Here is a 24,808-nt window from a genome sequence, read left to right on the forward strand (position 1 = left end):
GTCGGTGCACTTAGGGTGCTCCGTGCTGCGGGGGGAGAGGGGGAGAGAAGGGAGTCCCCCGCAAACAATGCCGATCTCGGTGCCCGCGTTAATCGCGTCCCGAACTGATTTTCCACCCGCTTGCTGCTTTGCGTTGCTGCCAGAAGTGACGGTAGATACCGGGGACATCGGAAAGCTCAGAATGCGTGCCCAGCTGGCTGACTTGCCCGTGTTCATCCAAGACTACGATTTGATCAGCAGATTTGATTGTATCCAGCTTATGGGCGATGACAATAAAAGTAGATTGCTCCCGTAGCTCGTCCATCGCAGCAAGAATGTTTGCCTCATTTTCTGCATCGAGCGCGGAAGTTGCTTCATCAAAGAGGACAATCGGCGCTTGTTTGAGCAGCGCACGAGCAACAGATACGCGCTGGCGCTCGCCGCCGGACAGAAGCCGCCCGCCTTCACCAACAGGAGTATGCCACCCTAGGCGGTTGGCAATAGAAGTCACGCCTGAAAGATCAGCTGCGCGGAAGACTTCCTCATCGGAGGCGTCGGGACGACCAACGCGGATATTAGCGATTAACGAGTCGTCGAAGAGGTAGACGTCCTGAAAGACCATGGACAGTCTGGACATTAACTGTTCGGTTCCAAGCTCGCGGATATCTACGCCGTCAACCATCACCGCCCCGGAATCTACATCCCAGAATCGCGAAATAAGGCGCGCAATTGTGGTCTTTCCGGAGCCAGAAGGACCGACAATGGCGGTAACGGTGCCTGGTCGAGCATGGAAAGTGACATCTACCAATACTGGTTTATCGCCGTATCCAAACGTGACATTAAGCAGCTCTACATTTCCCGAACCATCGCCTAGGCGCGGAGTAGTGGGTTCTGGCAGGGAAGGAGCATCGGTGATGAGCTCAGTTTCTGCGAGCGCGATACGGCCGGCATCTAAACCGACGAAAGAAGAACCCAGCTGCTCAAGCGTGCGGGTAAACCTCAAGCTGATTCCGATGATCGCAATTGTTTCTAGTGGCGATAGGGCGCCTTCAACGGCAAGATCCGCGGAGACCATAATGAGAGCCACGATGAAGATCTGTACTACTATGCCGTTGAGTAGCAAAGCTAATGTGGATACCCATAGCTCGCGTATCCGTGCTCTATGATCGATTTCTAGTGCTTGCTCAAGTGGCGCAAACCCTTGTGATTTTCCCGCCGCGCGCAAGGCCGGCTGGCGGTTAGCAAATTCTACGATGCGCTGGGAGAGCTCTTTACTCGGCCCGAGTGCGCGGTTCGATGCTTTCTCACGAATCCATGCAGCCAACTGCATCACCACGAGCGCCAATGGTGCGATGATTAGAAAGACCAATCCCAACCGCGGATTCCAGAAACACGCTCCAACCAACAGGGTCATAAGTGCTGCACCATCGCGGTACACCATGCCTTGAGTATGTGCAAGAGTCTCGGCCGCCACCATAAAACGATCTGAGACGAGACGAGATAGCCCGCCGGTATTAGCCGGTATGAACCAGCCGAGCGGTAGCGTTGCCAATTTATCGCCCACAGTCGTGTGCGCGGTTCGGATGAAATCCAAGGCCGTGTGGTAAGAGGCCATGGTTGCGAAAAATCGTAGCGCAAAAGCTACGAGCGCAATTGCCAAAAGCGTCCACATCCATGGTGCGATCGTCGTATCCCCATCGAGTGCCTTTGTAAGTGGCACGAGCGTGAGAACGGCGAGGCCGTCAAGCACGCCAACGATAAGCGATAGACAAGCATGCCTTTTATTGAGCTTATGACCTACAGGACTTTGCAGCTTTTTGACACTGCGAGTAAGTAACGGATCACGAAGCCGCGAACTAGCAGGCGTGGTGGCATTAGACATGAGAATTATCCTTCATAGGCTTGAGGCGGATTATTTGGTCTGCGCCTTGGATGGACTCTGGCTTGTGGGCGATGACTAAGACAGTCTTGTCTCTGACGAGTGTGGCTAGAGCTGCTTGAATTTCTGCTTCGCAGTCAGGATCAGTTGCCGCAGTAGCTTCATCCAGGATCAAGATTGGGGCATTGGTAATAATTGCCCGGGCAATAGAAATGCGTTGCTGTTGTCCACCGGATAAAGAGATGTCCTCACCAACAACGGTGTCGAGCCCAGCCGGTAAAGCGCGAATATCAGCAGCTATGTGCGCGGCCTCTGCTGCTTGCCAGATCTCTTCATCACGAGCTTCTGGGCGTGCAAGGCGAATGTTTTCCCGAATACTCATTCGCAGTAAGTGAGGATCTTGTAAGACGAAAGCCACAGTGCGGTACAAACTGTCGAAAGTGAGATCACGGATATCCACGTTGTTGATAGTGATTGTGCCCGAATCTGGATCCTGGAAACGCGCCAGCATCGTTGCTGCTGTGGATTTGCCAGACCCGGAGGGGCCAATCAATGCCGTGACAGTGCCTGCGTTTAATTGCGCAGAAAAGTCTTGGAGGACTGGTGTGTCTGGGGCGTAGCTAAAGCTGACCTTATGGAACTCCACCTCCATGTCTTCACTACTGGCATCGAGGCTCTTTTGGCCTTCTTTCACGTGGGAGATTGTCATGACTTCATCAAGGCGCAACGCCGCATTGCCAGCGAGCTGGTAAGACCACATCATGCGGCCGACGGTTTGAATCGTGCCCGGGATCACCAGGGCAATCAATGTTGTGGCGATGACTTCAGCAACCGTGACATAGTCCCCGGCTATTAGCAGAGAACCGACTCCTACATTGATAAGGATGAGCACGGGAACCGCCACCACGGATTCTGAAACTGCGCTAACACGCAGAAGTGGACGTACCCACTCGTAATAGAATTCCGCGAATTTTTGGGCAGCTTCGCGATATCGAGCGTGGGCTTTGCCAACGGTGCCGAAAGCCTTGACGACGGAAATACCTTCGGAGAACTCCACCGCAGTCGCAGAGACCTCACCCAGATAATTATCCATTTCCGCAGTTTTTGTGCCCATATCTTTCATTGAATACGCCTGGATTGCTAGGAAAATGGGCACAGTGGCAATAGAAAGTAGACCAAGGCGCCAATCCAAGATAAAGGCATAAACCAGAAGCGCGAGGGGCGTAAAGATCGCGGCGACCTTCTCTACAGGAGCATGGGCTGTCAGGGTGTGCAGAGTTAACGTATCGTCCTCGACGGCTTTGCGGACTTTGCCGGAATTAGTCTGGCTAAACCACGAGAGTGGTGCTTTCGCAATAGCGGTAATAATTCGGCGCCGGTTAATCCCCACCAGCTTTGCATCAGCGAAGTGGGTGATTACAAGGGCAAGGAAATAGAAGAATAGCTGGCCCAAAAATGCAGCAAGTAGCCATTTCACAATGGACGCGACGTCATCAGTATTGCCGTCGATTAGAGCATTTCCCAGTGCCACCAACGCGACGTAGGGTGCTACGGCGAGTACCGAGGATATAAGCGCGAGAAACTGTGCGAAGTAGATGGTTGTTTGCACTGGGGCCAGTAGTTTTTTTAGAGCGACCTGGCCGGCTTTTAGTTTTGCGCGAGCCTCTTCTTCCGGTGACGCACCGTGTGATTCTGGTGCGTGGGTTCCGCTTGATTCTGTGGAACTTTGTTTTAGTTCAGACATTTCTTTCTCAATTCTTGTTGATGTCAGTCATATCGATGATTCTGGTGACTGATTCTTGGATGAATTCGTGGTCATGGGTGATGACGATGACCACTGCTCCGCTTGCTGCAAGAGATCGAAGTAGCGCAGAGATGGATTGCAGTTGGCGCCAGCCCACGCCAGAGGTAGGTTCATCGAAGATGTAGATCGCTGCTTGCTCGGCTTGGGCTGAAGCTATGGCTAAGCGTTGCCGTTGCCCACCGGACAGAGACTGCGGATGCCGTTGGGCCATTCCTGCCAGATCGAGGCGATGGAGAATCTCATTGACATCGATGTGGTCCCGCTTCTTCTTTGCCAGTCCGAGCGTGACTTCTTCTTCGGTGGTGGCTGCGAATAATTGGCGGCCAACATCTTGCATCACCATATACGCGGCACGTCTGCGGGCAGCCGCTCCTACTCGTTTGCTGTTCAAACGGAGACTACCGCCGCGTTTGGGAGAAGCAAGACCACAAATGATCCTGGCGAGGGTGGTTTTTCCAGCGCCGTTGGGCCCGATTAAGGCGGTGACTTCGCCGCTGGGGAAAAATGCGTGGTCAATGTTTAACACCTCATGTGCGCCATAAGAAAAACAGATGTTGCTTAGCTCGAGTCCGCTCCGCTGGGGATCGGCGTTTTCGAGCGTGGGTGGTACCGGCACGCTCGCGGGCAGGGGAACATGGTGTAAGCTGCGTAGCCCCAATTGTTTGCGTTCGGGTTCGTCTAAGGCATAAAACTCCTGAGCGCGGAAACTCCGCGTTATTTTTCCCTGAGTCAAGTAAATAACTTGGTCAGCGATATCTTTTAAGAAAAAGAGACGGTGATCAGCGATAATGATCGTTGTGCCTAATTCCTTCAAGCGGTGTAGCACGCGTGCAAGAATATCGATGCTTTCCATGGAGAGATTGGACGTGGGTTCATCGAGAAGCACGAGACTGCCCGGGGACACAAGCGCGCATGCGCATGCCACGGTTTGTAACTGCCCACCGGATAATTCTTTGAATCGCCGGCCCCGAAGATCCTTAATGCCTAGTAGCTCGACCGCTGATTGAATCCTCGACTCAATTTCTTTGGGATCTACACCAAGGTTTTCTAGCCCGAAGGCCAATTCTGCATTGACGCTTTCAGTGAAAAATTGTGTCCTTGGATTCTGGAATACTGAGGCGCTGAACTCGATGGCTCGGGACAGCGGTTCTTCCGCAGGGTTAAAAGCCTGGTCATCCTTTATAATAGTGATGGTGCCTAGTAGCTCTCCTGGATTGAAATGGGGGATGAGTCCGTTGATCAACTTGAGTACCGTGGACTTTCCCGATCCGGAATCACCGGTAATCAGTAGACACTGTCCTGGAGAGACAGAAAAAGACACATCAGATACACCTTGAATGCCTGGCCGAGCGCCCAATGGATATGTAAAAGAAACGTTGTGGGCGTCTACACTGGTTGCGATACTGCGTTCGTTCATAAGTGGACCTCCGTGGGAAGCCAGACAGAGGCAACAACGAGGCCCAACCCAGCTAGTGCAGTTGCATCGACAAGCTTGAAGGAAAGATCGGCGGTGGTGGTTGGGCGTGCGGGTCCTCCCAATCCCCGGACAAGAGCAGAGGCAGCGAGCTCATCACCAGCGCGGACGACGGCACCTAATAAGGGGATGATCAACATCGCGGACGATTGTGTGGGCTGTGTGATCCAGCTTTTTACTCCAGGCTGGAGACCCCGAAGGACCATGGCATCGCGGATGGCTTTGGCTTCTGCCACGATGATCGGCAAAACGCGCAGGAATACCGCCGGTGGAATGGTGACCCAGCCTGGTAAACGCAGGTCCCGCAGTGCTGAGGTCAACGTGGATGGTGTGAGAGTGAGCAAGCCGAATGCGCCGATGGACATGCTGATGACAAAACGGCTTAGCCACGAAAAAATTGCCGCTGAAAAAGCGAAAAATGTGGAGCCAGGAAGCTGTAATAGGCCCCAATACCCTAGATAGGATAATGCAAAAGCGAACAGACATATAAGACCATAGTGTGGCTTTACTGTAGCTAGTGCGATGGAGCTGAAGGCGATAGAAATCAGCAGTGTCGGTAGGTGGCCGTGGCTGAGAGCTACCGCATTGATTACTAGAACAGAAAGCAGCACGGTCCGTGGATCGATCGAAAATCGACGAAGCACGCCCTGTTTTTGCAGGCTCACAGGAGACCAGCGCTTTCAAAGTGTTTGCGGCTGACGCGAACTCCGACCTTTCCTCCGATAAAGCCGACGATGAGCGCACAAATGGCCAGTACTCCAATGGTCCATGGCTGGAAGATATCCGACATAGCATCGGCATATTCTTGACCCATTTGGTCTGCGATATCGACGTAGTATGAGTCCGTATCCAGAATTAGCGGGAGAAAAGGCAAAGAAATCCAGACGCAGAAGACGCCGTAGGCAATAGGGAAGGACTTGGCAATACTGAGGTGGCTTTTTGTAATAATCAAATCCGCGATAAACCCAAGAATTATGCTTCCTAGCAAGGTCCAGAAGTAGTGTCCGGTGAGCATGAATGCTAATCCGTTAATACCACCGACGAGGGTGAAAGCACCCATTTTGGACGTGCGGACGGCATAAAGCGCTAGCACGATTCCGTTTGCGATTGCCGCGATAAACCATCCAATAAACATGAATTGTGGTCCTGCGAATCCAATCATTCCGCTTACAAAGGTGATTACAAAGTAAAGTGCAGCAAAGATACCAGCGTTGATGAGATCTCTGGTGTTTAAACGTGCCGTCGACCCACTGGATGAGCTTGTACTCCGTGCGGGCGTAGAGGACTGTTGGGTCATCGTAAACCTCGATTCATGAACAGCTGGAAAGGTAAGGCTTACCTAATACAGATAGTGCTGTATATAAACTATTTCTAGTTTTGATCTGAAGATTCACCCTTAATGGGGGCGAATGTAGATAAGCGGACATCAAACCAGAGCACGACTACCGACTATGCACCGATAAAGTAAGCACCAACGGCAAGACAACCCTGTGATGGGGCGGTAAACTACGCCGCCTCTACATCGGCTGCCGATGGGGCGGGGAACCAATCAACATGGTCTGCATCGAGAACCACGTCGACATCAAAATAACGGCGGGCGGCGTGTGGGGTAAAAAGAAAGCGCCCCGTAGGGCGCTGCTGTGCAGTGGGGACAGAGGCTAGGGCGGCTGATGCCACGCGCGGCCGAGGCCGCGCGAACCGTGCGGGTTTAGAACTTGGAGAAGCGCTTGATGAGCATATCCTCCAAGCCCTTCCAGGACTCGGCGTGCTCGTTATATGGCTTGGACGGTACGTAGCCGGCGTGCTCGGTGGAGCCGAGCATGTAGCCCAAGTAGTCCTGCAGACGCGGGTGAGCCAGCATATAGGAGTTAATGGAATCGTCGCCTGCCCAGTCAGCGGCATCGGCGCATACCTCATAGCAGCGCGCCATCTGATCGGAATCGACGGCCTCTGGGCCCTTTTCGATATCGCGCACGATGCCGTTGAAGGAGTACTGGTTATCCGGGTGGACCTGAATTTCTAGCTCGCCGGCATTAGCGGCGGCGACAACCTCTTCCCAGGTGGATACGCGGGCTAGGTCGTGGTCATCGTTGTCCATGATCCAGCGCACGAGGGTCTTCGGGGAATCGAAGGTGAAAATCTCGCCCCACTTGCCCAAGAAGATGGGCTTGCCGTCCAGGTAGGTGCGCAGGGTGTAGACGGACTTGGACTGCGCGGTGATCTTGATGGGATCGATGCCGGCGGCGGCCCACGGGGAGTTATCGTACGGGTCAGCGGCCTCGGCGGCAGCCTTGCGCTTTTCCTCGGCTTCTTTGGCCGCTGCAGCGGAGGCGGCAGCAGCAGAAGAGATGCGCTCCTTGGCATCGGAGACCTTGGCCGCATCAAAGTCATCGCTGGAGACCACGCGGACGTGCTCATCCAGGTCCTCGATGACCTTCTTCCAGTTGCCGGCGATGACGTGGCCCACGCCGGACCACTCGCTCATGCCCTGTTCGCCGGAGTAGTGGTCGGCGCCGCGGGAGACGTTGCGCAGGATGGAGTGGGAGGCGAAGAAGATGGTGGTGTGCTCTGCACCGGCGACGTCGGCAAGCGCGGAGGCCATCTCCAGGTTGCGGGCCACCGTGGATACGTTCCGGTGGCTCGGGCGACCAGCCAGCGCCTCCGGCATGCCGATGAGGTCATACTCATCGCGCTCCGCCGGGGTAACGCGGTCCGCATCGCGGCCGGCAAACTGGTCCCAGTGCGGGTGGTCCAGCAAATCATGCTTAGTGCCAGACTCCACGAAGCACAGCAGCTCGGCGGGTGAGTTAAAGGCTAGGACGGCCTCGTCATCGCCCAGAAAGGCCTGCCACTCGGAGCCATGTTGGCGCCACTTGGGTGCCCAGAGGGTATAAAAATCGCCCTCGGTCAGCGAGAGCTTTACAGGTACAATTGCGCGGGTGCTCATGGCGTTTTAGTCTACCCAACGCCCTAAGCAGCGCGCGAGGCCGCACCGGCCTTAGGCCGTGGGCCGCCAAAAGCCTTTGAATTGCATACCCATATTTGTGGTGCGCAGCGGGTTGGTTTGCACCGGGTCTCCGGCCTCCACGATTTCGCCATTGCCGGAATACATTGCCACGTGCCCATCCCATACCACCAGGTCACCGGGCTGCAATTGATCCGCGCTAACCTGCTGACCAACCGTCTGCTGGTCCGCCGTGCGGGGCAAGTCCACTCCGGCCTGTGAATAAGCCCATTGGGTAAGGCCCGAGCAATCAAAGCCACCGTTTCCGGTGCCGCCCCATACGTAGGGCTGGCCCACTTGGCTCTTCGCCGCGGCGACCGCGGCCTGCCCGGCGGCCGAACCGCCCTCGGCAGAAGGCTTTGGTGCGGGCGGGGGAGAAGATACCTCGTGTGCGGTGGCGTCGGCGCCAGCATCAGCGCCCGCGGCGGATTGTTCTGGAAGAGCGGTGGAGTGCTGGGCGCCGGTGGGGCTTACGGGGGCGTCGGCAAGCGCGGAGTGCACCGGCCGCTGCGCTACCGGCTGCAAGGACTGAGCGGCCGCGCTGAGATCACCCATCAAGCGCTGCACGCGGGCAGTGGCCATGCCCAAGTGCTGGGAGATAAGCGCGCGAAGCTGAGCCAGAGCGGCGGCACGCGCCGATGGATCCAGCGATAGGAAACCCAGCGCGGTGGGCAGGGCCTGGCGCACCAGCTGCGTGGCGATGCCCACCAGGTCCCGGATGGTGCCCGCCACCAAGGTGCGAGCCTGGCTGAGCGCGGCAGAGATGGTTGCATTATCGAGATCGATATTTTTCGCCGATTCAAGTAGGGGAGCGGGGTTGCCATGGGCGATGGCGGCCAAAGGCTCGGCGGCGGAGAGATCCGGCACGCGGGGAAGCTCAACCTCCGGAAGCTGCGCCGGTTGCATGGTGGCAATCTGCTTGAGCGCGGTATCGAGCATCTACATCGCCGCCCCAAGGTGCTGGCCTAGCGAGGCATCGGTGTCTTCTGCCTCGCGCGACATCTGGAAACCGGAGTGGGCAACCTGTCCCATATCGTTGCGCAGCACGCTCATGCGCGCGCCCACATTATCGAGCGCGGCATGCACCGCCTCATTGAAAGCGGTGAATGCGGAATCTTCAGGCAAAACGGGGTGGGGCGGATTCTCCCCTTGGGACTGGGCGTGCAGGTCGCGGGCGAGGTGGCGGGCATAGTCAGTATCGATCGTGAAAGGTCTCATGCCCTATTGGACTGCCCGATGGCCCATTTGGTTCCCAAAAAGTTTAAAGTGGTGGTCATGGACATCCACGTAGTAGACCACCCGCTTGCCGCCTCCCGCCTTACCCTCATGCGCGATGCGCGCAGCGATAACTCCGCGTTCCGCGCCGCCCTGAAAGACTTGGGCGCCATGCTTGTCTATGAAGCATCTCGCGACCTTGCCGTGGAGAACTTCGACTGCGCTACCCCGGTTTCTACCGCACAGGGCACCCGCCTGCAGGACCCGCCTATCATCGTGCCGATCATCCGCGCTGGGCTGGGCATGGTGGACCCGGCCCTGTCTATGATTCCGGATGCACAGGTCGGCTTCATTGGCATGGCGCGCAACGAAGAGACGCACGAGCCAGTGCCATACCTGGAGGCACTGCCGGAGGACCTGACCGGCCGCACGGTGTTCGTGGTGGATCCGATGCTGGCCACCGGTGGTTCCCTGCTGCACGCATTGCGCCTGCTTGCCGATCGTGGCGCCACCGATATCACCGCCATCTGCATGGTCTCGGCGCAGCCGGGTGTGGATGCGCTGGCTGACTCCGATCTGCCGGTGCGCCTAGTCACCGCCGCTATCGATCCTTCGCTCAACGAGGATGCTTATATCGTGCCGGGCTTGGGCGATGCCGGCGACCGCCTCTACGGTCCGCGCAATATCGACCTTTAAGGTAATCTTCTCCCTGGAAAGGCGACCGCACTTTCCAGGGGGAGAATATGAGTTTCATTCATCTAATGTGGTCGAGCTACGGCCACGGATTTTCGCAACAATTGCGGCGGGTGCGACAGCGTCGGGGGATTTCGCAGCAGGCGCTGGCGGAGATTTCTGGGGTCTCGCGCAGCCAAATTTCAAACCTGGAGCGCAACGAAAATGGCGTGCACGCCATGGCTGATCCGCAGCTGTCTACGGTATATAAGCTGGCCTTGGCTCTAGAAATCCCGCCGGCGGTGCTGCTGCCGGCTGGCGGGGACGTGGTGGAAGGGCATTTGACCGATTCCGCGGTGGCCGCCGCCGAGGACGTCGCGCCCTTCCCGCAAGGCTATGTGGACCGGCGTCGGTTTGCCGCCACGTGGAATGGCGCCTTGAGCTAGCGCACCCCGCATCACCACCTGAGTTACTGAACCGCATGGTCTAGTTGTAGACTTTGTACCCAGACGTATTTCAACGACAGGGAAGGCACGCGGATGATCTCGGAATTCATCAACGAGTGGTTCAATGCCCACCGTGCGGAGGTCATCGCGTGGCGGCGCCATATCCACCGCCACCCGGAAACCGCGAACCAAGAGGTGGAAACCACCAACTTCCTCGCCTCTATCCTGCAGGACTATGGTCTGGAGCCACAGCGCTTCCCACAGACCGGCCTCATGGTAGATATTGGCCCCGATACGGAACTAGGCCGGCTGGCCTTCCGCGCCGATATCGACGCCCTGCCGGTCACCGAGGTCACCGGCCTGGAATATACCTCTGAGGTTCCCGGCAAAATGCATGCCTGCGGCCACGACGTGCACACCACCGTGGCGCTCGGTCTGGCCTGTGCATTGGCGGATTTCCAGCGCGTCCACGACCTGCCGCTGGGCATTCGCGTCATCTTCCAGCCGGCCGAAGAGGTATGGGTCGGCGGTGCGACCGACGTCATTGAATGGGGCGCGCTGGAGGGAATACATTCCATTTTTGCCATCCACGCCGAGCCCAAGCTGCGCGTGGGGCGCATCGGTATTCGCGCCGGGGCGATTACTTCTGCTACCGACGTGGTGGAGCTTAATATCAAGGGCCCAGGCGGACATACCTCCCGGCCGCACCTGTCGGCCGACGTTGTCTATGCCTTGGGCAAGGTGATTACCGAACTGCCCGCGCTGCTCTCGCGCCGCGTTGACCCGCGCACCGGCACCGTTTTGGTCTTTGGCCAGGTCAATTCCGGCTACGCCCCGAACGCCATTCCAGAGACCGGCAGCCTGACCGGCACCATGCGCACGGCCGATATTGGCATCTGGCGCGATATGCAAAGCCTCTTTACCGAGCTGCTGGAGCAAATCCTCGCGCCGGTAGGCGTAGAACACGAGCTGACCTATAACCGCGGCGTTCCGCCGGTGCTTAACGACGACGTCGCCACCGCCCTGCTTGCCTCCGCCGCCCAATCCATCGACCCGCAGGCCGTCGTGCAAGCTCCGCAGTCCTCCGGCGGCGAGGATTTTTCCTGGTACCTAGAAAAGGTCCCCGGTTCCATGGCGCGGCTTGGCTGCTGGTCCGGCGAGGGCGAGCAGCATGACCTGCACATGGGCGATCTCATCGTGGACGAGCGGGCCATCGGCGTGGGCATCAAACTCTTCGGCGCCGTGGTTGAGCAGTTCATAGGGGAGAATGCGGAGACGGACTAACGCGCTGAAAGGTTCTACACGTTAAACTCGTAGGCGACTTTTAAAGTGGAGCCTATAAAGGAGCAAGTGCGTGTTGAACCAGACCAAGCGAATCGTCATCATCGGCGGTGGCCCGGCAGGCTATGAGGCCGCGTTGGCAGGCGCCAAATATGGTGCAGAAATCACCATTATTGAAGACCAAGGCATGGGCGGTAACAGCGTTATCTTGGACTGCGTTCCTTCCAAGTCCTTTATCGCCGGCGCCAATATTAAGACCGACCTGCGCCGCGCCGAGGATATGAAGCTCAACGAGGGCATTGGCCAAGCCGACCTATCGCTCACCGCGCTGAATAAGCGTGTGCTGGACCTGGCAAGCAACCAGTCCTCCGATATCCGCGCCACGGTGGAATCCCTAGGAGCCCGCGTTATCGACGGCCGCGGCTACTTCCCTGAGGATCAGGAAGCCGATGCCTTCGGCGGCCACAAGGTTACCGCCGTATTTAATGAGGACGGACACGAGGAGACCATCGACGCGGACCTCGTCCTGGTAGCTACCGGCGCGACCCCACGCATTCTGCCGGGCGCGCAGCCAGACGGCGAGCGCATCCTCACCTGGCAGCAGGTATACAACCTCACCGAGCTTCCTGAGCACCTCATCGTCGTCGGCTCCGGCGTGACCGGCGCCGAGTTCGTCTCCGCCTTCGCTGAGCTGGGCGTGAAGGTCACCATGGTTGCTTCCCGTGACCGCATTTTGCCGCATGACGACGCCGACGCGGCCGACGTCCTCGAGACCGTGCTGAGCGAGCGCGGTGTGGAACTGGAAAAGAACTGCCGCGTGGAAACCGTCAACCGCACCGAGGACGGCAACGTCCTAGTCACCACGCAGGACGGCCGCGAAATCACCGGCTCCCACGTCATCATGTCCATCGGCTCCATCCCGAATACCCAGGACCTCAAGCTGGAGAATGTCGGCGTGGAAACCGCCAAGTCCGGCCACATTCAGGTCGACCGCGTCTCCCGCACCAATATTGCCGGTATCTACGCCGCTGGCGACTGCTCTGACCTCTTCCCGCTGGCTTCCGTAGCCGCAATGCAGGGCCGCGTAGCCATGTACCACGCACTTGGCGAGGGCGTGTCCCCGCTGCGCCTGAAGACCGTGGCCAACGCCGTCTTCACCCGTCCGGAAATCGCCGCCGTCGGTTTCACCCAGGCAGAAATTGAGGCCGGCGAAGTCGCCGCCCGCACCATCACCATGCCGCTCAATACCAATCCGCGCGCCAAGATGCGCTCGCTGCAGCACGGCTTTGTCAAGCTCTTCTGCCGCGCCACCTCGGGCCGCGTTATCGGCGGCGTCATTGTCGCGCCGACCGCCTCCGAGCTCATCCTGCCCATCGCCATGGCCGTAACCAACCAGCTCACCGTGAACCAGCTGGCCGATTCCTTCGCCGTATACCCGTCCCTGTCGGGCACCATCACCGAGGCTGCTCGACGCCTCGTTGCCCACGACGATTTGGAGTAAACCACACCGTTTCCGCCACTAGTACAGCGGCAGCGTATGACAAGAATTCCCCCGGCTCCAGAGACTGCAGTCTTCTTGGAGGCGGGGGAATCGGTGCATTTAACACCGGGGCAGGTTAAGGCTGGATGCGCCGCGCGAGCAGGTGAATTGCTGCGGTGCAGATCAGGGCAGCTAAACCAGCGAAGAAGAACATGCCGGGCCAGGGTGCGCCGATTTCTGCAGCTCCAAATGATTCTACGAGCGTGATGAGAATGCCATCCGCTAGGAATAGGCCAATGATGATGCCGGCGATAAGTAGCAGCCGAACAAACAGGGAGCTTTGGTTTGCGCTACTGACCACCACACCGATGAGCGCGCCAACGTATCCGGTAATGAGGTGGCCACAGGCGAAGCTACCGAAGGTTGCTGCATAGCAGAAAGGAAGGCTGGCTTCGACTGTGCCGGGGGTGATTGCCCACGAAGAATTCGCATACGCACCCGATTGCAGTGCGATGTAGTAAGCGGTCCAAGCGACGGCACCAAAAATGAGCGCGGCTAGCCACAGAGTCGCGTGCATGCTGGTAAGCCATTGCCGGGGGTGCATCCCTAGGCCGCGCAAGGAACGGTATTCGGTTGCGGCGAAGGCACAATAGAGTCCCCACATGAAGACTGCGAATATTCCCCAGCCGGTCGGATTGGCACCGAGGGTAGAAGGATCACTGGGGACGGCATACGGGAGAACCCACAGCAACACGACGATGATGCTTATGACGGTGAGCGCCTTGGTGGCGTTGAGATTAAAGGTCTTGAGTGTCTGCATGGCTAGGACTCCTCTTGTGAGGTGCGGGTGGATTCGTGGGCGCGGGAGACAAGGGAATCAATGAGTTGGCCGTCGTCGAGGTAGGAGACGGTGACCTGGGCGGCGGCTGCGGTATCGGCAGGGAACGGGGCCGGGCACCAGGCGTGCACCTTGGATGTGGAGCCAAGGGAGGAATGGTGGAGGGGGAGGGCGTCGGCAAGCGCGAGTGCTTGCTCCACGTCCTTGGTGCTGCCGCTTATAACGGGGTAGTGCGGCCGTTGGGACTCCAGGGCGGTGGGCTTATTGACCGTGCCGTCGTGCACGGTAATGACGTGGTCAACCAGGCCGACGAGGTCTTCGGCGCGGTGGGAAGAAAGCACCAGCAGCCAGTCCGGGGTGCTGGAGGCGTGGGCGATAATGAGCTCGCGCAGGCGCGTGCGCGTTGGCGCGTCCAAGCCATTGAAAGGCTCGTCGAGGAGGGTGACCGGCGTGCGCGCAGCCAGGGCAGTGGCACAGGCAACCAATTGGCGCTGGCCGGTGCTCAAGGCGCGGTTTCTGCTGCGCTTATCGACGCCCACCTTATCCAACAGCTCCTCCGCATACCCCACGTCGAATCCCGCGCGCACATGCTGTGCGGCGCGCAGGTGCTGGGCCACGGTGGAACCGGCGAGCAAGATATCGGCGCCGGTGCGCGCAATCGCTACCTGTGAGGTATCGATGCTGCCCTTTGCGGGCAGGAACCCTGCTACTGTGCGCAAGAGCGTGGTCTTGCCCGCGCCATTGGGTCCGATTAGCCCATACATGCCGGCGGTGAGCTCTAGGTGTGGTACGTGCAGGCGGCGCTTGCAGCTGACATTGTGCATCTTAAGGTGCGTCATGGTGGTCTCCTTCGGCTTCGATGAGGTCGGCGATATCGCTGGCGCTTAAGCCCAGCGCGGCTCCTTCCTTGAGAAGCGGAACGATGAAATCTTCCCTAAGGGCTTCTTGGCGTTGGTGGCGGACGTTGTCGCGCGCGCCTTCGCGCACAAACATGCCCAAACCGCGCCGCTTTTCCAGCAGGCCCTCCTCGAAGAGGACGGTTAGTGCCTTTGCAGAGGTAGTTGGGTTAACGGAGTGGAAAGCCGAAAGCTCATTGGTGCTGGGGGCGCGTTCGCCCTCGGCGAGCTCACCGGAAATAATCATGTCCCTGATTCCTCCTGCTAGTTGCTGATAAATGGGCCGGGTATCGCTCATGGTGCGGCCTCTCGTACATGCGGCATATGATTCCTTCCGTGGTGTATGGGTTTACCACCTATGTGGGTAACCATATAGCCGGGAAGGCGTTCGGTCAACAACGGTTTACTTGGGCACGCAGGTGTCCCCGCTGCATATTTTGTTGAGGCAAAAATTTGCAGGATTTACAGACCGGCTAACCCTGTTATTACTGGTCGGGCGGCAGAAATTTCCCTTGCAACGGGTTAAGTGCTGGATAGTGTGGCAAAATCCGCTTGAAAATGGGCAGACAAGAAAGGTTTCGATCTCTAAACTGAGATACGGATCACCCAAGAGGAGGTGCTGTATCGCAGTACCTTCCGAGTTGAAAGGAACACCGAAGTGGCTAATCCCGCGCTTCCATCGTTCAAAAAGATTCTGGTAGCCAACCGCGGCGAAATCGCCGTGCGTGCATTCCGTGCTGCCTTTGAGACCGGGGCAAAGACCGTCGCGGTCTATCCTCGCGAAGACCGAAACTCCTTCCACCGCGCCTTCGCGGATGAGGCCGTCCGCATCGGCGCCGAGGGGCAGCCGGTCAAGGCATATTTGGACATTGATGAGATTATCCGCGCCGCCAAGAAGGCCGAAGCGGATGCCATTTACCCCGGCTACGGATTCCTTTCGGAGCGCGCGGATCTTGCTCGTGCGTGTGAGGACAATGGCATTAAGTTCATTGGTCCGACCCCAAGCACGTTGGACCTGACCGGTGATAAGGCTGCGGCAGTTAGTGCGGCGAAGGAAGCTGGGCTGCCGACGTTGCAGGACTCGGAGCCATCGACGGACGTCGATAAGCTGGTGGAATACTCCAAGGACTTTAACTTCCCCGTATTCGTGAAGGCTGTCGCCGGTGGCGGCGGGCGTGGCATGCGCTTCGTGGAATCCGAGGATCAGCTGCGCGAAAAGGCGGCCGAGGCTTCGCGCGAGGCGGAGGCGGCGTTCGGTGACGGCAGCGTGTACCTGGAAACCGCGGTCATCAACCCGCAGCACATCGAGGTGCAGATTCTCGCCGATAGCCAGGGCAACGTGGTGCACCTCTTCGAGCGCGACTGTTCGGTGCAGCGCCGCCACCAGAAGGTGGTAGAGATTGCGCCGGCTCCGTCGCTGGATTCTGAGCTGCGTGACCGCATTTGCCAGGATGCGGTGAAGTTCTGTGAGCACATCAATTACGAGGGCGCGGGCACCGTGGAATTCCTCGTCGATGAGCGCGGCAATCACGTCTTCATCGAGATGAACCCGCGTGTGCAGGTGGAGCACACCGTGACCGAGGAAATCACCGGCGTAGACATCGTCAAGGCCCAGATGAATATCGCGGCCGGCGCATCGCTGGAAGATATTCACCTCGCCCAAGACAAGATTTCCATCACCGGTTCTGCCCTGCAGTGTCGCATCACCACCGAGGACCCGAATAACGGCTTCCGTCCCGATACCGGCACGCTGACCGCGTATCGTTCGCCGGGCGGCGCTGGCGTGCGTTTGGACGGTGCAACTTCTGTGGGTGCAGAGGTCTCGCCGAACTTTGACTCTTTGCTGGTAAAGATGACCTGCCGCGGCGTCAATTTCGAGCAGGCCGTGCAGCGCGCCCAGCGCGCGCTCAACGAGTTCCACGTCTCCGGTGTGGCCACCAATATCGGCTTTTTGCGTGCTCTGTTGCGTGAACCGGACTTTACTCAGACGCGCGTGGACACCGGATTCATCAACGCACACCCGCACCTGCTCAAGGCTCCGCCGGCAGTCGACGAATCTGGTCGCATCCTCGAATACATCGCGGAGACCACCGTTAATAAGCCCAACGGTAAGCGTCCGACGGCTCTGCGCCCCTTTGATAAGCTCCCTGAGCTGGACCTTTCCGAGCCGCTCCCGCGCGGTTCCCGCGATGACCTGCTCGAGTTTGGCCCGCAAAAGTGGGCGGAGAAGATCCGCCAGCAGAATGCGCTGATGGTTACGGATACCACCTTCCGCGACGCCCACCAGTCCCTGCTGGCTACCCGCGTGCGTAGTACCGCCCTGGTTTCTGCGGCCGAGGCCGTAGCCCGCATGACCCCGAACCTGTTCTCGGTCGAGGCATGGGGTGGTGCGACTTATGACGTCGCCATGCGCTTCCTCCACGAGGACCCTTGGGTCCGCTTGGATATGCTGCGCGAGGCCATGCCAAACCAGAACATCCAGATGCTCCTGCGCGGACGCAATACCGTGGGCTATACCCCGTACCCAGACTCGGTCTGCCGCGGCTTTGTCCAGGAAGCAGCCAAGTCCGGCGTGGACGTCTTCCGTATTTTCGATGCACTTAACGACGTCTCCCAGATGCGCCCCGCCATCGATGCCGTCCTCGAGACCAATACCACCGTTGCTGAGGTGGCCATGGCGTACTCCGGTGACCTTTCCTCTCCGAGCGAGAACCTGTACACGCTGGATTACTACCTCAAGCTGGCCGAGCAGATTGTAGAGTCCGGAGCCCATATCCTTGCCATCAAGGATATGGCTGGTCTGCTCCGCCCTGAGGCCGCTTCCAAGCTGGTTATGGCGCTGCGCAAGGAATTCGACCTGCCGGTGCACGTGCACACGCACGATACCGCGGGCGGCCAGATGGCTACCTACTATGCGGCTGCTCTCTCCGGTGCCGACATTGTCGACGGCGCCTCCGCGCCGCTGGCCGGTACCACCTCGCAACCGTCGTTGTCCGCCCTCATCGCAGCGTTCTCCCAGTCCAAGCGCGATACCGGTATCGACCTGCAGGCCGTATCGGATCTCGAGCCCTACTGGGAGGCCGTGCGTCAGCTCTACGCCCCGTTTGAAAACGGTATCCCTGGCCCGACCGGTCGCGTGTACAAGCACGAGATTCCAGGCGGCCAGCTGTCCAACCTGCGTGCCCAAGCCGCTGCCCTTGGCTTGGCGGACCGATTCGAGGTCATCGAGGACACCTACGCAGCAGTCAATGAGATGCTGGGTCGCCCGACCAAGGTCACCCCATCCTCCAAGGTCGTGGGCGACCTCGCCCTTCACCTTGTCGGTGCAGGCGTAGACCCGAAGGACTTCGCTGCCAACCCGACCAAGTTCGATATTCCGGACTCGGTCAACCAGTTCCTCCGCGGCCAGCTCGGTACCCCTCCGGGCGGTTGGCCGGAGCTGCGCGATAAGGTGCTCGATGGCCGCGAGGAAACCGGCGCCCAGGTGAGCGAGGTCCCTGCGGAAGAACAGCCGCATCTGGAATCCGATAATTCAGATGAGCGCCGCGCCAGCCTGAACCGCCTCCTGTTCCCGAAGCAGTTCGAGGAATTCAACGAGTTCCGCCGCAAGTACGGCAACACTGAGGCGCTGACGGATACCACCTTCTTCTACGGTCTTACCGAAGGCGAAGAAAAGGTCGTCCACTATTTCCCAGAGGACTCCACCGATCGCGCTGACCTCAAGCAGGTCGTGGTGCGCCTCGACGCCGTGGGTGAGCCGGACGAAAAGGGCATGCGTAACGTGGTTCTCAACGTCAACGGTCAGATCCGCCCGATGAAGGTCCGCGACGAGAACGCCGAATCCACGGTCGCTACCGTCGAAAAGGCCGACCCTTCCAACGAGGGCCATGTCGCCGCACCATTCGCCGGCGTGGTCAACCCCACCGCCAAGCCTGGCGACGAGGTTAAGGCCGGCGATCAAATCGCCGTCATTGAGGCAATGAAGATGGAAGCCTCCATCTCCGCTACCAAGGATGGCGTGGTCGAGCGCGTGGCCATCGGCCAGGCCACCAAGGTGGAAGGCGGCGACCTCATCGCCGTCATCAACTAACTGACGCACGCCAGCGCCCCGCTTCCTAAACCTCTAGGAAGCGGGGCGCTGTGCTATCTGCAGGCGGCTTTCGCGACTTTCGTCCATATAAACCACCAAAACCGTCGACGAAATCGGTGGTTTATATGGACGAGAATCTTGATTCAGCGGGGAGGGCTAAAATTTTCAGCCTAGTAGGAAAGGTAGCGCTATTGAGCCGACTAGAACCAGAAGCGTGATGATGAGGAATGCCTTGGCCTGCCAGCGGGCGAAGTTGAACGACATGCCGGTGCCGAAGCGCTTATCCACTAGTACCGCCGGATCCTCCGGGTTGTAGTACATAACGCCCCATTTATAGAGGTGGTCATTGTCCGGTGATTCTTTGTCTTCATCGGGAAAGCGGATTCCACGCAGTTGCTCGGATAATTGAGATTGCTTGTAGAGAAGAAGCGCAACCAGTCCGATGCTGCCACCGATGGTAAGCACCAACATCGTGATAATGGCGGCGCCATTAAACCGCTGAAATTGCGGTACAGGGCCGGTTACTTGCGTGAAGGCCATGCCGGCACACATGAGCAGGGTGAGAACTCCCATGACGGTATTCGTGAAGGCGAGGTTGGCCTCGTTGCGCAGCCGAGCTTTAATGCTGCGTTCTGAACGTGGGGATACCTCACTATGTGCGATAAAAGAGCAGATGATGGCGAAAAGTAAGAGCGTTCCTAAGGTGATGAAGGAGATAGAAAATACGCTGCCGATATTCTTTTCGCTCCAATTATCCGCCTCCATGGAAGAATTCCAGTGCACTGGAACGGGGTCAGGAATATCGGACCAGTGGGAAGCGACGATGATGGCACCAGCCGCGATACACAACAGCGAGGCGAGCATTGTTATCCACGGAAAAGTCGGCGTGGGGATGCCTGCGAATTCGGGTGTGCCATTGGCGGTGGTGGAAACACGAGCAGCGATGGTGGTTTCGACCTCGTCGAACCAATCGCCGGTCTTTTTCGCCGCGATGATGCGGCGGCGTTGAGAGATGTAGGCCCACAAGCCGCCGAGCGTTACCAAGAGGGACGGTACAGCGGCGAGGAGGGGCACTTTCCAGGCAAAGAGGGACAGGATTGTTGCCGCGATGCCGCAGCCCCAAGTACGGACCTTGTATCCAGCAAGGGCGGAGGTAACTGCACTATCGGAAAGGTAGGCCTTTGGCACGCGCACACCGAGCGGTGTGCCGGGCGAGGCAAGGGAAGGGGCTTTGGCCATAATCCAAGTAATTGCGAGAGTTGTGGCGGCCATTAAAAGGGCGAAAATCATGAGGATACTTCCAAGTGTTTAAGAGTGGAGCTGAGGTGGGTGTGGAGCTCATCTGGGCTAAAGCCTTGGGCACGGGCGAGCGCGACTACTCGGCCTAATTGCTCAGCTAGTTGCCTTTCTTGAGCCTCGGTGTGAGCGCCGGGTCTGACGATGGAGCCGGAACGCCCGGCAGTTTCAACGAGGCCGTCAGAGACCAAGAGGTCGTACGCCTTCTTTACGGTGGCTGGGTTGATGCCTATGTCTTTGGCGACGCGGCGGACAGGGTCTAGCTTGTCGCCATCAGAGAGCTGGCCGCGAGCTATGGCCAGTACTAATTCATCGTGGATTTGTTGGAAGACGGGGACATCTGAATCGGGGTTGAGGTTAATGAACATCTGTCACCTCCAATCTTTATTCTATATTACTTATAGTAACACAAACTGTGTTATGTGAAGTAATACAGAACAAAGCTCAAAAGAAATCCCCAGGTATGTGCAACTTATTGAAGTGACGTACCTGGGGAAAGCGCAGGGCGACTAGAAAAAGAGGATTACAGCTATGGCCGCAATGCCGTAGCCACCGCGCAGGAAGTAACCGAAGACTTCGGGGGAGAACGAAGCACCGAAGCCACCGGTGTCGATGATGTTCATGGTGGTCACCCGCGCCGGGCGGGAGCGCTTGAAGGAGGCGTAGGTAAGTCCTAAACAGCACGCGGCGAGTACGAGTACAGGCAGCTTCCACACGGCGGCGATGAAGGTGGTACCGAGAACGGCGGCACCGGCTGTCGCGGTCAATGGAAGACCCCAGTCAGGCCAGGTTCCGTCGATGATGCGGCCAAAGGATGCGGCGCGGCCGGTGGCGGCGCCGACGATGGTCCATGCGGCAGCGAATCCTATGAGCGCCAGGCTGCCGAGTTGTGGGACGAGGCCTAGGGTGAGGCCGATGACAGCTACCGCGCCGAGCGGGATGTACCAGCGGCGGTATAGGCGTCGGAAAAAGAGACGGCCGGGCGATGTTGTGGCGCGCGAGCTGGGGCGCAGGCGCGCCGACTGGGAGGCAATGGCATCGGCAGAAACCTCAGAATCCAGCAGTCCAAAGGAGGACGAGCCGACGGCACGGGTGCGGCCCGAGCGAAGAAGTGAGGCGAGGTCGAAGGAACGCCAGCCGAGCGCTATGCGCAGCAAGGGGAGGGCCATCGCCGCATAGAGCGGAAGGCGCAGCGACGTACACAGGGCGAGGCCGAGGAGGCTCACGCCGGCGAGCTGGGCAATGGACAGCTTATCGACGCCCCGCATACGCCCCCGCGGCCTATTCACATAGACCCACCGGCTGAGCGAAAGGCTGCGCAGCGGATAGAGCGCTTCAAGAAGAACGATGAGGGCGAGGGAGCCGACCCCAGCGCCGATGGTCGCGGTGGCGGGCAGAGCCGCGGCTGTGCGCTGCGCGAGCGAGGGCAAAACCTCGGCGGCATTCTGCCAAGCGTAGACACTGACGCTCGCAATGAGCGCCGCTATAAAGGCGTAATAGATGGCTGAGGAGGCGTGGGATAGAAGTTTCATGAAATTTCCACCACCTCGTCGCAGGCATCGAAGATGGCCGGGGAGTGGGAGGCCAGCACTACACAACGGCCCTCGGTGGCGAGGTGGCGCAGCTCCTCGGCCAAGAAGGCGGTCCAGGTGTGGTCAAGGTGGCGCTCGGGTTCGTCGATAAGCAGGGCCTTAGCCGGCTGATAGAGCTGGGCGGCGAGGTAGACGCGCTGGCGCTGACCAGAAGAAAGGTCGCTGACCGCGGAGTTCCGGATGGCGTCGTCGATAGCCCAGAGCTCATGGACCTCGGCAAAGTCCACGCCGGAGCGGCGCGAAAGCAGGGTGAAGTGTTCGCCGACGGTGAGGTCGGGCAAGAAGACCGGATCCGCGACTGCGATGACGGAGCCGGCGGCCTCTGCGTTGCCGGGGGCGGCACCGTCGATGGAGACAGTGCCCTCGAGTGGGGCAATTTCGCCGCTCAAGGTCTGCAGCAGCGTAGATTTACCCGCACCATTGGGACCCTTCAAGCCGTATACGCGACCGGCGTCGAAGGTGCGATTCAGGCGCCCTAAAGCGGTGGAATGTCCATAAGTTGCATCTATTTTCAGCATCGTAGCTAGGTTAGCAGGAGGGCGGCCGGAGCTAGGGGCGAGCTAGAAGCGGCGGAAGAACTTACCGGGTGCGAGCTCTTCAAATCCGGGCAAGGGCTCAGCGGAAGAGATGCCGGGGGCAGTCTGCTCGGCCGCGAGGTCGATGGCGTTGGCAATAAGCAACTCGCGGGCGGCGGGGTCATCGCTGGAGACGATGAGCTCGGGAATGTCTTCGGGGTCGAAGGGGGTAAGCCAGGTGGCGTCGTCAAGCGGGTGCGCCGAGGGATTGCCCAAGAAAGCTGGGCCCTTGTCGGCGGCGGGGTAGTAGCGCAGGAGCGCGGCGCCGCGGGGAGCAACGGTGGGGTCCTCGTTGGCGGCCATGGGCAGGGCGATGACCCCGCCGTCCACAATGGGGGACCAGTCCGCGATAGAAGAAGGGAAGAGGCCCGCAAGATAGTCGCGGTCCTCTTCCTTGGCCAAGCGCACGCCGAGGGAAGAATCAGTCATTCTTCCAAGGCTAGCGGGGTAGGCTACTTGATTTCCAGCAGTACGCTGCCCTTGGTGGTAGAAGCGCCTGCTTCCACGGCCAAGCCGGTAACGGTGCCGGCTTTATGTGCCTTGACGGGGTTTTCCATCTTCATGGCCTCGAGCACGAGGAGGACCTCGCCCTCGGTGACCTCTTGGCCTTCTTCGACGTTGACCTTGATGACCGTGCCCTGCATTGGGGAGGTAACGGCATCGCCGGACACTGCGGCCTTGGCGCCAGAGCCCTTGCGCTTCTTCTTTTTGCGCGGGGTTCCATTGGCGCCGAAGGAGGCGGGGAGGGCAACCTCGATGCGGCGGCCGTCGATTTCCACGGTGTGCACCTGGGAAGGCTCGGCCTCGGCGGCTTCGGCATCGGTGGACTCATCGTGGGCGGGAAGCTGGTTATCCCATTCCTCTTCGATCCACTTGGTGTAGACACGGAAGTTGCCGTCTTCTGCAGCGAAGGCGGGGTCAGCAACGACAGCCTGGTCAAACGGGATAACGGTGGGCAGGCCCTCCACCGTGTACTCGGACAGGGCGCGGGCGGAGCGACGCAGCGCGGTCTCGCGGTCTGGGCCCCAAACGATGAGCTTGGCCAGCATGGAATCGAATTGGCCGCCAATAACGGAGCCCTGGACGACGCCGGAATCAACGCGCACGCCCGGACCTGCTGGCTCGGAGTACTTCACGATGGTGCCAGGGGCTGGCATGAAGTTCGCCGCGGCATCCTCGCCGTTGATGCGGAACTCGAAGGCGTGGCCACGCGGGGTGGGGTCTTCCTTGAGCGAGAGCTCGTGGCCCTCAGCGATACGGAATTGCTCGCGCACGAGATCGAGGCCCGTAGTTTCCTCGGAAACTGGGTGCTCCACCTGCAAGCGGGTATTGACCTCTAGGAAGGAAATGAGGCCATCGGCGCCCACCAGGTATTCCACGGTGCCTGCGCCGTAGTAGCCGGCCTCGCGGCAGATGCGCTTGGCGGACTCGTGGATGGAGGCGCGCTGCTCATCGGTGAGGAAAGGAGCCGGGGCTTCTTCGACCAGCTTTTGGAAGCGGCGCTGCAGGGAGCAATCGCGCGTGCCGACGACGACTACGTTGCCGTGCTTATCCGCCAGTACCTGGGCCTCGACGTGGCGGGCTCGGTCCAGGTAGCGCTCTACGAAACACTCGCCGCGGCCGAAGGCGGAGGTTGCCTCACGGGTAGCGGATTCAAAAAGCTCGGGGATTTCCTCTGCGGAGTAGGCCACTTTCATGCCGCGACCGCCGCCGCCAAAGGCAGCCTTGATGGCTACGGGCAGACCGTATTCCATGGCGAAGGACTGCACCTCATCGGCACCGGCTACCGGATCCTTGGTGCCTGGGGCCATGGGGGCTTCGGCGCGTTCGGCGATGTGCCGCGCGGTGACCTTATCGCCCAAGTCACGAATGGACTCGGGGGAGGGGCCAATCCAGGTCAGGCCGGCGTCGATGACGGCCTGGGCAAAGTCGGCGTTTTCAGACAAGAAGCCATAGCCGGGGTGGATGGCATCGGCGCCGGACTTTTCTGCGGCGTCCAGAATCTTGTCAAAGACGAGGTAGGACTCGGCAGAAGTGGTGCCGCCGAGGGCAAAGGCTTCGTCGGCAAGCGAGGCAAAAGGTGCCTGGGCGTCTGGCTCGGCGTAGACGGCGACGGAGGCAATGCCAGCGTCGCGGGCCGCGCGGATCACGCGAACGGCGATCTCACCGCGGTTCGCCACGAGAACCTTAGAGATCTTTTTGGTTTCTACTGCCACGGCAGCAACCTCCTGAACACATTAGGTTGAATACGCAATCTATTCTTGCACACAAAAGCATGAGTTAATTT

General features: G+C 59.1%; 22 protein-coding genes and 1 pseudogene. 6 read left to right on the forward strand and 17 right to left on the reverse strand.

What is annotated here, in order from left to right; genetic code table 11:
- Window positions 1–88: 88 nt before the first annotated feature.
- From ACKFRX_RS03080 to ACKFRX_RS03100, 5 genes are read right to left on the reverse strand one after another with little or no spacing between them, the layout of a single operon-like run.
- Window positions 89–1,861, reverse strand: a complete 1,773-nt coding sequence (locus ACKFRX_RS03080; RefSeq protein WP_408924511.1) for an ABC transporter ATP-binding protein — start codon at window positions 1,859–1,861, stop codon at window positions 89–91.
- Window positions 1,854–3,602: an ABC transporter ATP-binding protein gene (locus ACKFRX_RS03085; protein ID WP_408928099.1), complete on the reverse strand. Its 1,749-nt coding sequence runs from the start codon at window positions 3,600–3,602 to the stop codon at window positions 1,854–1,856. The genes ACKFRX_RS03080 and ACKFRX_RS03085 overlap by 8 nt, the downstream gene beginning before the upstream one ends.
- A gap of 7 nt (window positions 3,603–3,609) precedes the next feature.
- Entirely contained in the window at window positions 3,610–5,079 is a 1,470-nt protein-coding gene (locus tag ACKFRX_RS03090; RefSeq protein WP_066484694.1) for an ABC transporter ATP-binding protein, read from the reverse strand.
- Complete coding sequence (locus ACKFRX_RS03095) at window positions 5,076–5,801, reverse strand: energy-coupling factor transporter transmembrane protein EcfT (protein WP_071407493.1); 726 nt, start codon at window positions 5,799–5,801, stop codon at window positions 5,076–5,078. Before ACKFRX_RS03095 ends, ACKFRX_RS03090 begins: the two co-directional genes overlap by 4 nt.
- A complete protein-coding gene (locus ACKFRX_RS03100; RefSeq protein ID WP_066484691.1) occupies window positions 5,798–6,433 on the reverse strand; it encodes an MptD family putative ECF transporter S component in 636 nt (211 codons plus the stop codon). The genes ACKFRX_RS03095 and ACKFRX_RS03100 overlap by 4 nt, the downstream gene beginning before the upstream one ends.
- Window positions 6,434–6,573: 140 nt before the next feature.
- Here ACKFRX_RS03100 and ACKFRX_RS03105 point away from each other — a divergent pair.
- A pseudogene (locus ACKFRX_RS03105) lies at window positions 6,574–6,738 on the forward strand (IS481 family transposase); the annotation flags it as partial.
- Between the two features lie 106 nt (window positions 6,739–6,844).
- On the opposite strand, the gene ACKFRX_RS03110 reads toward ACKFRX_RS03105, so the two are convergent.
- Genes ACKFRX_RS03110 through ACKFRX_RS03120 form a run of 3 tightly spaced genes read right to left on the reverse strand, consistent with a single transcriptional unit; the run spans window position 6,845 to window position 9,358 of the window.
- Window positions 6,845–8,083 (reverse strand): hypothetical protein, encoded by a 1,239-nt coding sequence (locus ACKFRX_RS03110; protein WP_005326765.1) that lies wholly within the window; start codon window positions 8,081–8,083, stop codon window positions 6,845–6,847.
- Window positions 8,084–8,134: 51 nt separating this feature from the next.
- Window positions 8,135–9,079, reverse strand: a complete 945-nt coding sequence (locus ACKFRX_RS03115) for a C40 family peptidase (protein ID WP_005326764.1) — start codon at window positions 9,077–9,079, stop codon at window positions 8,135–8,137.
- Entirely contained in the window at window positions 9,080–9,358 is a 279-nt protein-coding gene (locus ACKFRX_RS03120; protein WP_005322591.1) for a hypothetical protein, read from the reverse strand.
- A 57-nt stretch (window positions 9,359–9,415) separates the two neighbouring features.
- Here ACKFRX_RS03120 and upp point away from each other — a divergent pair, with 57 nt between their 5' ends.
- From upp to ACKFRX_RS03140, 4 genes are all read left to right on the forward strand, one after another.
- Window positions 9,416–10,051 carry a uracil phosphoribosyltransferase gene (gene upp / locus ACKFRX_RS03125; protein ID WP_034667911.1) on the forward strand — a complete coding sequence of 212 codons (636 nt, stop codon included), beginning with the start codon at window positions 9,416–9,418 and terminating at the stop codon, window positions 10,049–10,051.
- Between the two features lie 47 nt (window positions 10,052–10,098).
- Window positions 10,099–10,473: a helix-turn-helix domain-containing protein gene (locus ACKFRX_RS03130; RefSeq protein WP_179387438.1), complete on the forward strand. Its 375-nt coding sequence runs from the start codon at window positions 10,099–10,101 to the stop codon at window positions 10,471–10,473.
- 93 nt (window positions 10,474–10,566) lie between these two features.
- Window positions 10,567–11,757 (forward strand): M20 family metallopeptidase, encoded by a 1,191-nt coding sequence (locus ACKFRX_RS03135; protein ID WP_250408808.1) that lies wholly within the window; start codon window positions 10,567–10,569, stop codon window positions 11,755–11,757.
- Between the two features lie 70 nt (window positions 11,758–11,827).
- Window positions 11,828–13,255, forward strand: coding sequence for an NAD(P)H-quinone dehydrogenase (locus ACKFRX_RS03140; RefSeq protein ID WP_204610085.1), 1,428 nt, complete (start codon window positions 11,828–11,830; stop codon window positions 13,253–13,255).
- A 115-nt stretch (window positions 13,256–13,370) separates the two neighbouring features.
- On the opposite strand, the gene ACKFRX_RS03145 is transcribed toward ACKFRX_RS03140, so the two are convergent.
- The 3 genes from ACKFRX_RS03145 to ACKFRX_RS03155 are packed head-to-tail and all read right to left on the reverse strand — an operon-like array spanning window position 13,371 to window position 15,266.
- Complete coding sequence (locus tag ACKFRX_RS03145; RefSeq protein WP_005326756.1) at window positions 13,371–14,054, reverse strand: hypothetical protein; 684 nt, start codon at window positions 14,052–14,054, stop codon at window positions 13,371–13,373.
- 2 nt (window positions 14,055–14,056) lie between these two features.
- On the reverse strand, window positions 14,057–14,911 hold the full coding sequence (locus ACKFRX_RS03150; protein ID WP_250408809.1) for an ATP-binding cassette domain-containing protein: 855 nt from the start codon (window positions 14,909–14,911) through the stop codon (window positions 14,057–14,059).
- Entirely contained in the window at window positions 14,898–15,266 is a 369-nt protein-coding gene (locus ACKFRX_RS03155) for a GntR family transcriptional regulator (RefSeq protein ID WP_005326752.1), read from the reverse strand. Before ACKFRX_RS03155 ends, ACKFRX_RS03150 begins: the two co-directional genes overlap by 14 nt.
- Before the next feature lie 360 nt (window positions 15,267–15,626).
- Here ACKFRX_RS03155 and ACKFRX_RS03160 point away from each other — a divergent pair, with 360 nt between their 5' ends.
- On the forward strand, window positions 15,627–19,058 hold the full coding sequence (locus ACKFRX_RS03160; RefSeq protein WP_408928100.1) for a pyruvate carboxylase: 3,432 nt from the start codon (window positions 15,627–15,629) through the stop codon (window positions 19,056–19,058).
- A 165-nt stretch (window positions 19,059–19,223) separates the two neighbouring features.
- Here ACKFRX_RS03160 and ACKFRX_RS03165 read toward each other — a convergent pair whose 3' ends face one another.
- The 6 genes from ACKFRX_RS03165 to ACKFRX_RS03190 form a co-directional block, all read right to left on the reverse strand.
- Window positions 19,224–20,297, reverse strand: a complete 1,074-nt coding sequence (locus tag ACKFRX_RS03165) for a DUF5808 domain-containing protein (RefSeq protein WP_408922938.1) — start codon at window positions 20,295–20,297, stop codon at window positions 19,224–19,226.
- Window positions 20,298–20,344: 47 nt separating this feature from the next.
- On the reverse strand, window positions 20,345–20,722 hold the full coding sequence (locus ACKFRX_RS03170; protein WP_179387448.1) for a GntR family transcriptional regulator: 378 nt from the start codon (window positions 20,720–20,722) through the stop codon (window positions 20,345–20,347).
- Window positions 20,723–20,863: 141 nt separating this feature from the next.
- Complete coding sequence (locus ACKFRX_RS03175; RefSeq protein WP_408928101.1) at window positions 20,864–21,886, reverse strand: ABC transporter permease; 1,023 nt, start codon at window positions 21,884–21,886, stop codon at window positions 20,864–20,866.
- Window positions 21,883–22,464 (reverse strand): ATP-binding cassette domain-containing protein, encoded by a 582-nt coding sequence (locus ACKFRX_RS03180; RefSeq protein WP_408928102.1) that lies wholly within the window; start codon window positions 22,462–22,464, stop codon window positions 21,883–21,885. Before ACKFRX_RS03180 ends, ACKFRX_RS03175 begins: the two co-directional genes overlap by 4 nt.
- A gap of 42 nt (window positions 22,465–22,506) precedes the next feature.
- Window positions 22,507–22,950: a hypothetical protein gene (locus tag ACKFRX_RS03185; protein ID WP_408928103.1), complete on the reverse strand. Its 444-nt coding sequence runs from the start codon at window positions 22,948–22,950 to the stop codon at window positions 22,507–22,509.
- A gap of 23 nt (window positions 22,951–22,973) precedes the next feature.
- Complete coding sequence (locus ACKFRX_RS03190) at window positions 22,974–24,737, reverse strand: acetyl/propionyl/methylcrotonyl-CoA carboxylase subunit alpha (RefSeq protein ID WP_408928104.1); 1,764 nt, start codon at window positions 24,735–24,737, stop codon at window positions 22,974–22,976.
- Between the last annotated feature and the right edge of the window lie 71 nt (window positions 24,738–24,808).

It is taken from the genome of Corynebacterium tuberculostearicum (assembly GCF_046097465.1).
GTDB classification, from domain to species: Bacteria; Actinomycetota; Actinomycetes; order Mycobacteriales; family Mycobacteriaceae; genus Corynebacterium; species Corynebacterium tuberculostearicum_I.

Coding starts and splice junctions, on each gene's coding strand:
- ACKFRX_RS03185 (WP_408928103.1), bottom strand. CDS start 22,950: ATGACTGATTCTTCCCTCGGCGTGCGCTTGGCCAAGGAAGAGGACCGC.
- ACKFRX_RS03145 (WP_005326756.1), bottom strand. CDS start 14,054: ATGCAGACACTCAAGACCTTTAATCTCAACGCCACCAAGGCGCTCACC.
- ACKFRX_RS03085 (WP_408928099.1), bottom strand. CDS start 3,602: ATGTCTGAACTAAAACAAAGTTCCACAGAATCAAGCGGAACCCACGCA.
- ACKFRX_RS03135 (WP_250408808.1), top strand. CDS start 10,567: ATGATCTCGGAATTCATCAACGAGTGGTTCAATGCCCACCGTGCGGAG.
- ACKFRX_RS03115 (WP_005326764.1), bottom strand. CDS start 9,079: ATGCTCGATACCGCGCTCAAGCAGATTGCCACCATGCAACCGGCGCAG.
- ACKFRX_RS03110 (WP_005326765.1), bottom strand. CDS start 8,083: ATGAGCACCCGCGCAATTGTACCTGTAAAGCTCTCGCTGACCGAGGGC.
- ACKFRX_RS03150 (WP_250408809.1), bottom strand. CDS start 14,911: ATGACGCACCTTAAGATGCACAATGTCAGCTGCAAGCGCCGCCTGCAC.
- ACKFRX_RS03120 (WP_005322591.1), bottom strand. CDS start 9,358: ATGAGACCTTTCACGATCGATACTGACTATGCCCGCCACCTCGCCCGC.
- ACKFRX_RS03170 (WP_179387448.1), bottom strand. CDS start 20,722: ATGTTCATTAACCTCAACCCCGATTCAGATGTCCCCGTCTTCCAACAA.
- ACKFRX_RS03100 (WP_066484691.1), bottom strand. CDS start 6,433: ATGACCCAACAGTCCTCTACGCCCGCACGGAGTACAAGCTCATCCAGT.
- upp (WP_034667911.1), top strand. CDS start 9,416: ATGGACATCCACGTAGTAGACCACCCGCTTGCCGCCTCCCGCCTTACC.
- ACKFRX_RS03080 (WP_408924511.1), bottom strand. CDS start 1,861: ATGTCTAATGCCACCACGCCTGCTAGTTCGCGGCTTCGTGATCCGTTA.
- ACKFRX_RS03165 (WP_408922938.1), bottom strand. CDS start 20,297: ATGGCCAAAGCCCCTTCCCTTGCCTCGCCCGGCACACCGCTCGGTGTG.
- ACKFRX_RS03155 (WP_005326752.1), bottom strand. CDS start 15,266: ATGAGCGATACCCGGCCCATTTATCAGCAACTAGCAGGAGGAATCAGG.
- ACKFRX_RS03180 (WP_408928102.1), bottom strand. CDS start 22,464: ATGCTGAAAATAGATGCAACTTATGGACATTCCACCGCTTTAGGGCGC.
- ACKFRX_RS03130 (WP_179387438.1), top strand. CDS start 10,099: ATGAGTTTCATTCATCTAATGTGGTCGAGCTACGGCCACGGATTTTCG.
- ACKFRX_RS03090 (WP_066484694.1), bottom strand. CDS start 5,079: ATGAACGAACGCAGTATCGCAACCAGTGTAGACGCCCACAACGTTTCT.
- ACKFRX_RS03175 (WP_408928101.1), bottom strand. CDS start 21,886: ATGAAACTTCTATCCCACGCCTCCTCAGCCATCTATTACGCCTTTATA.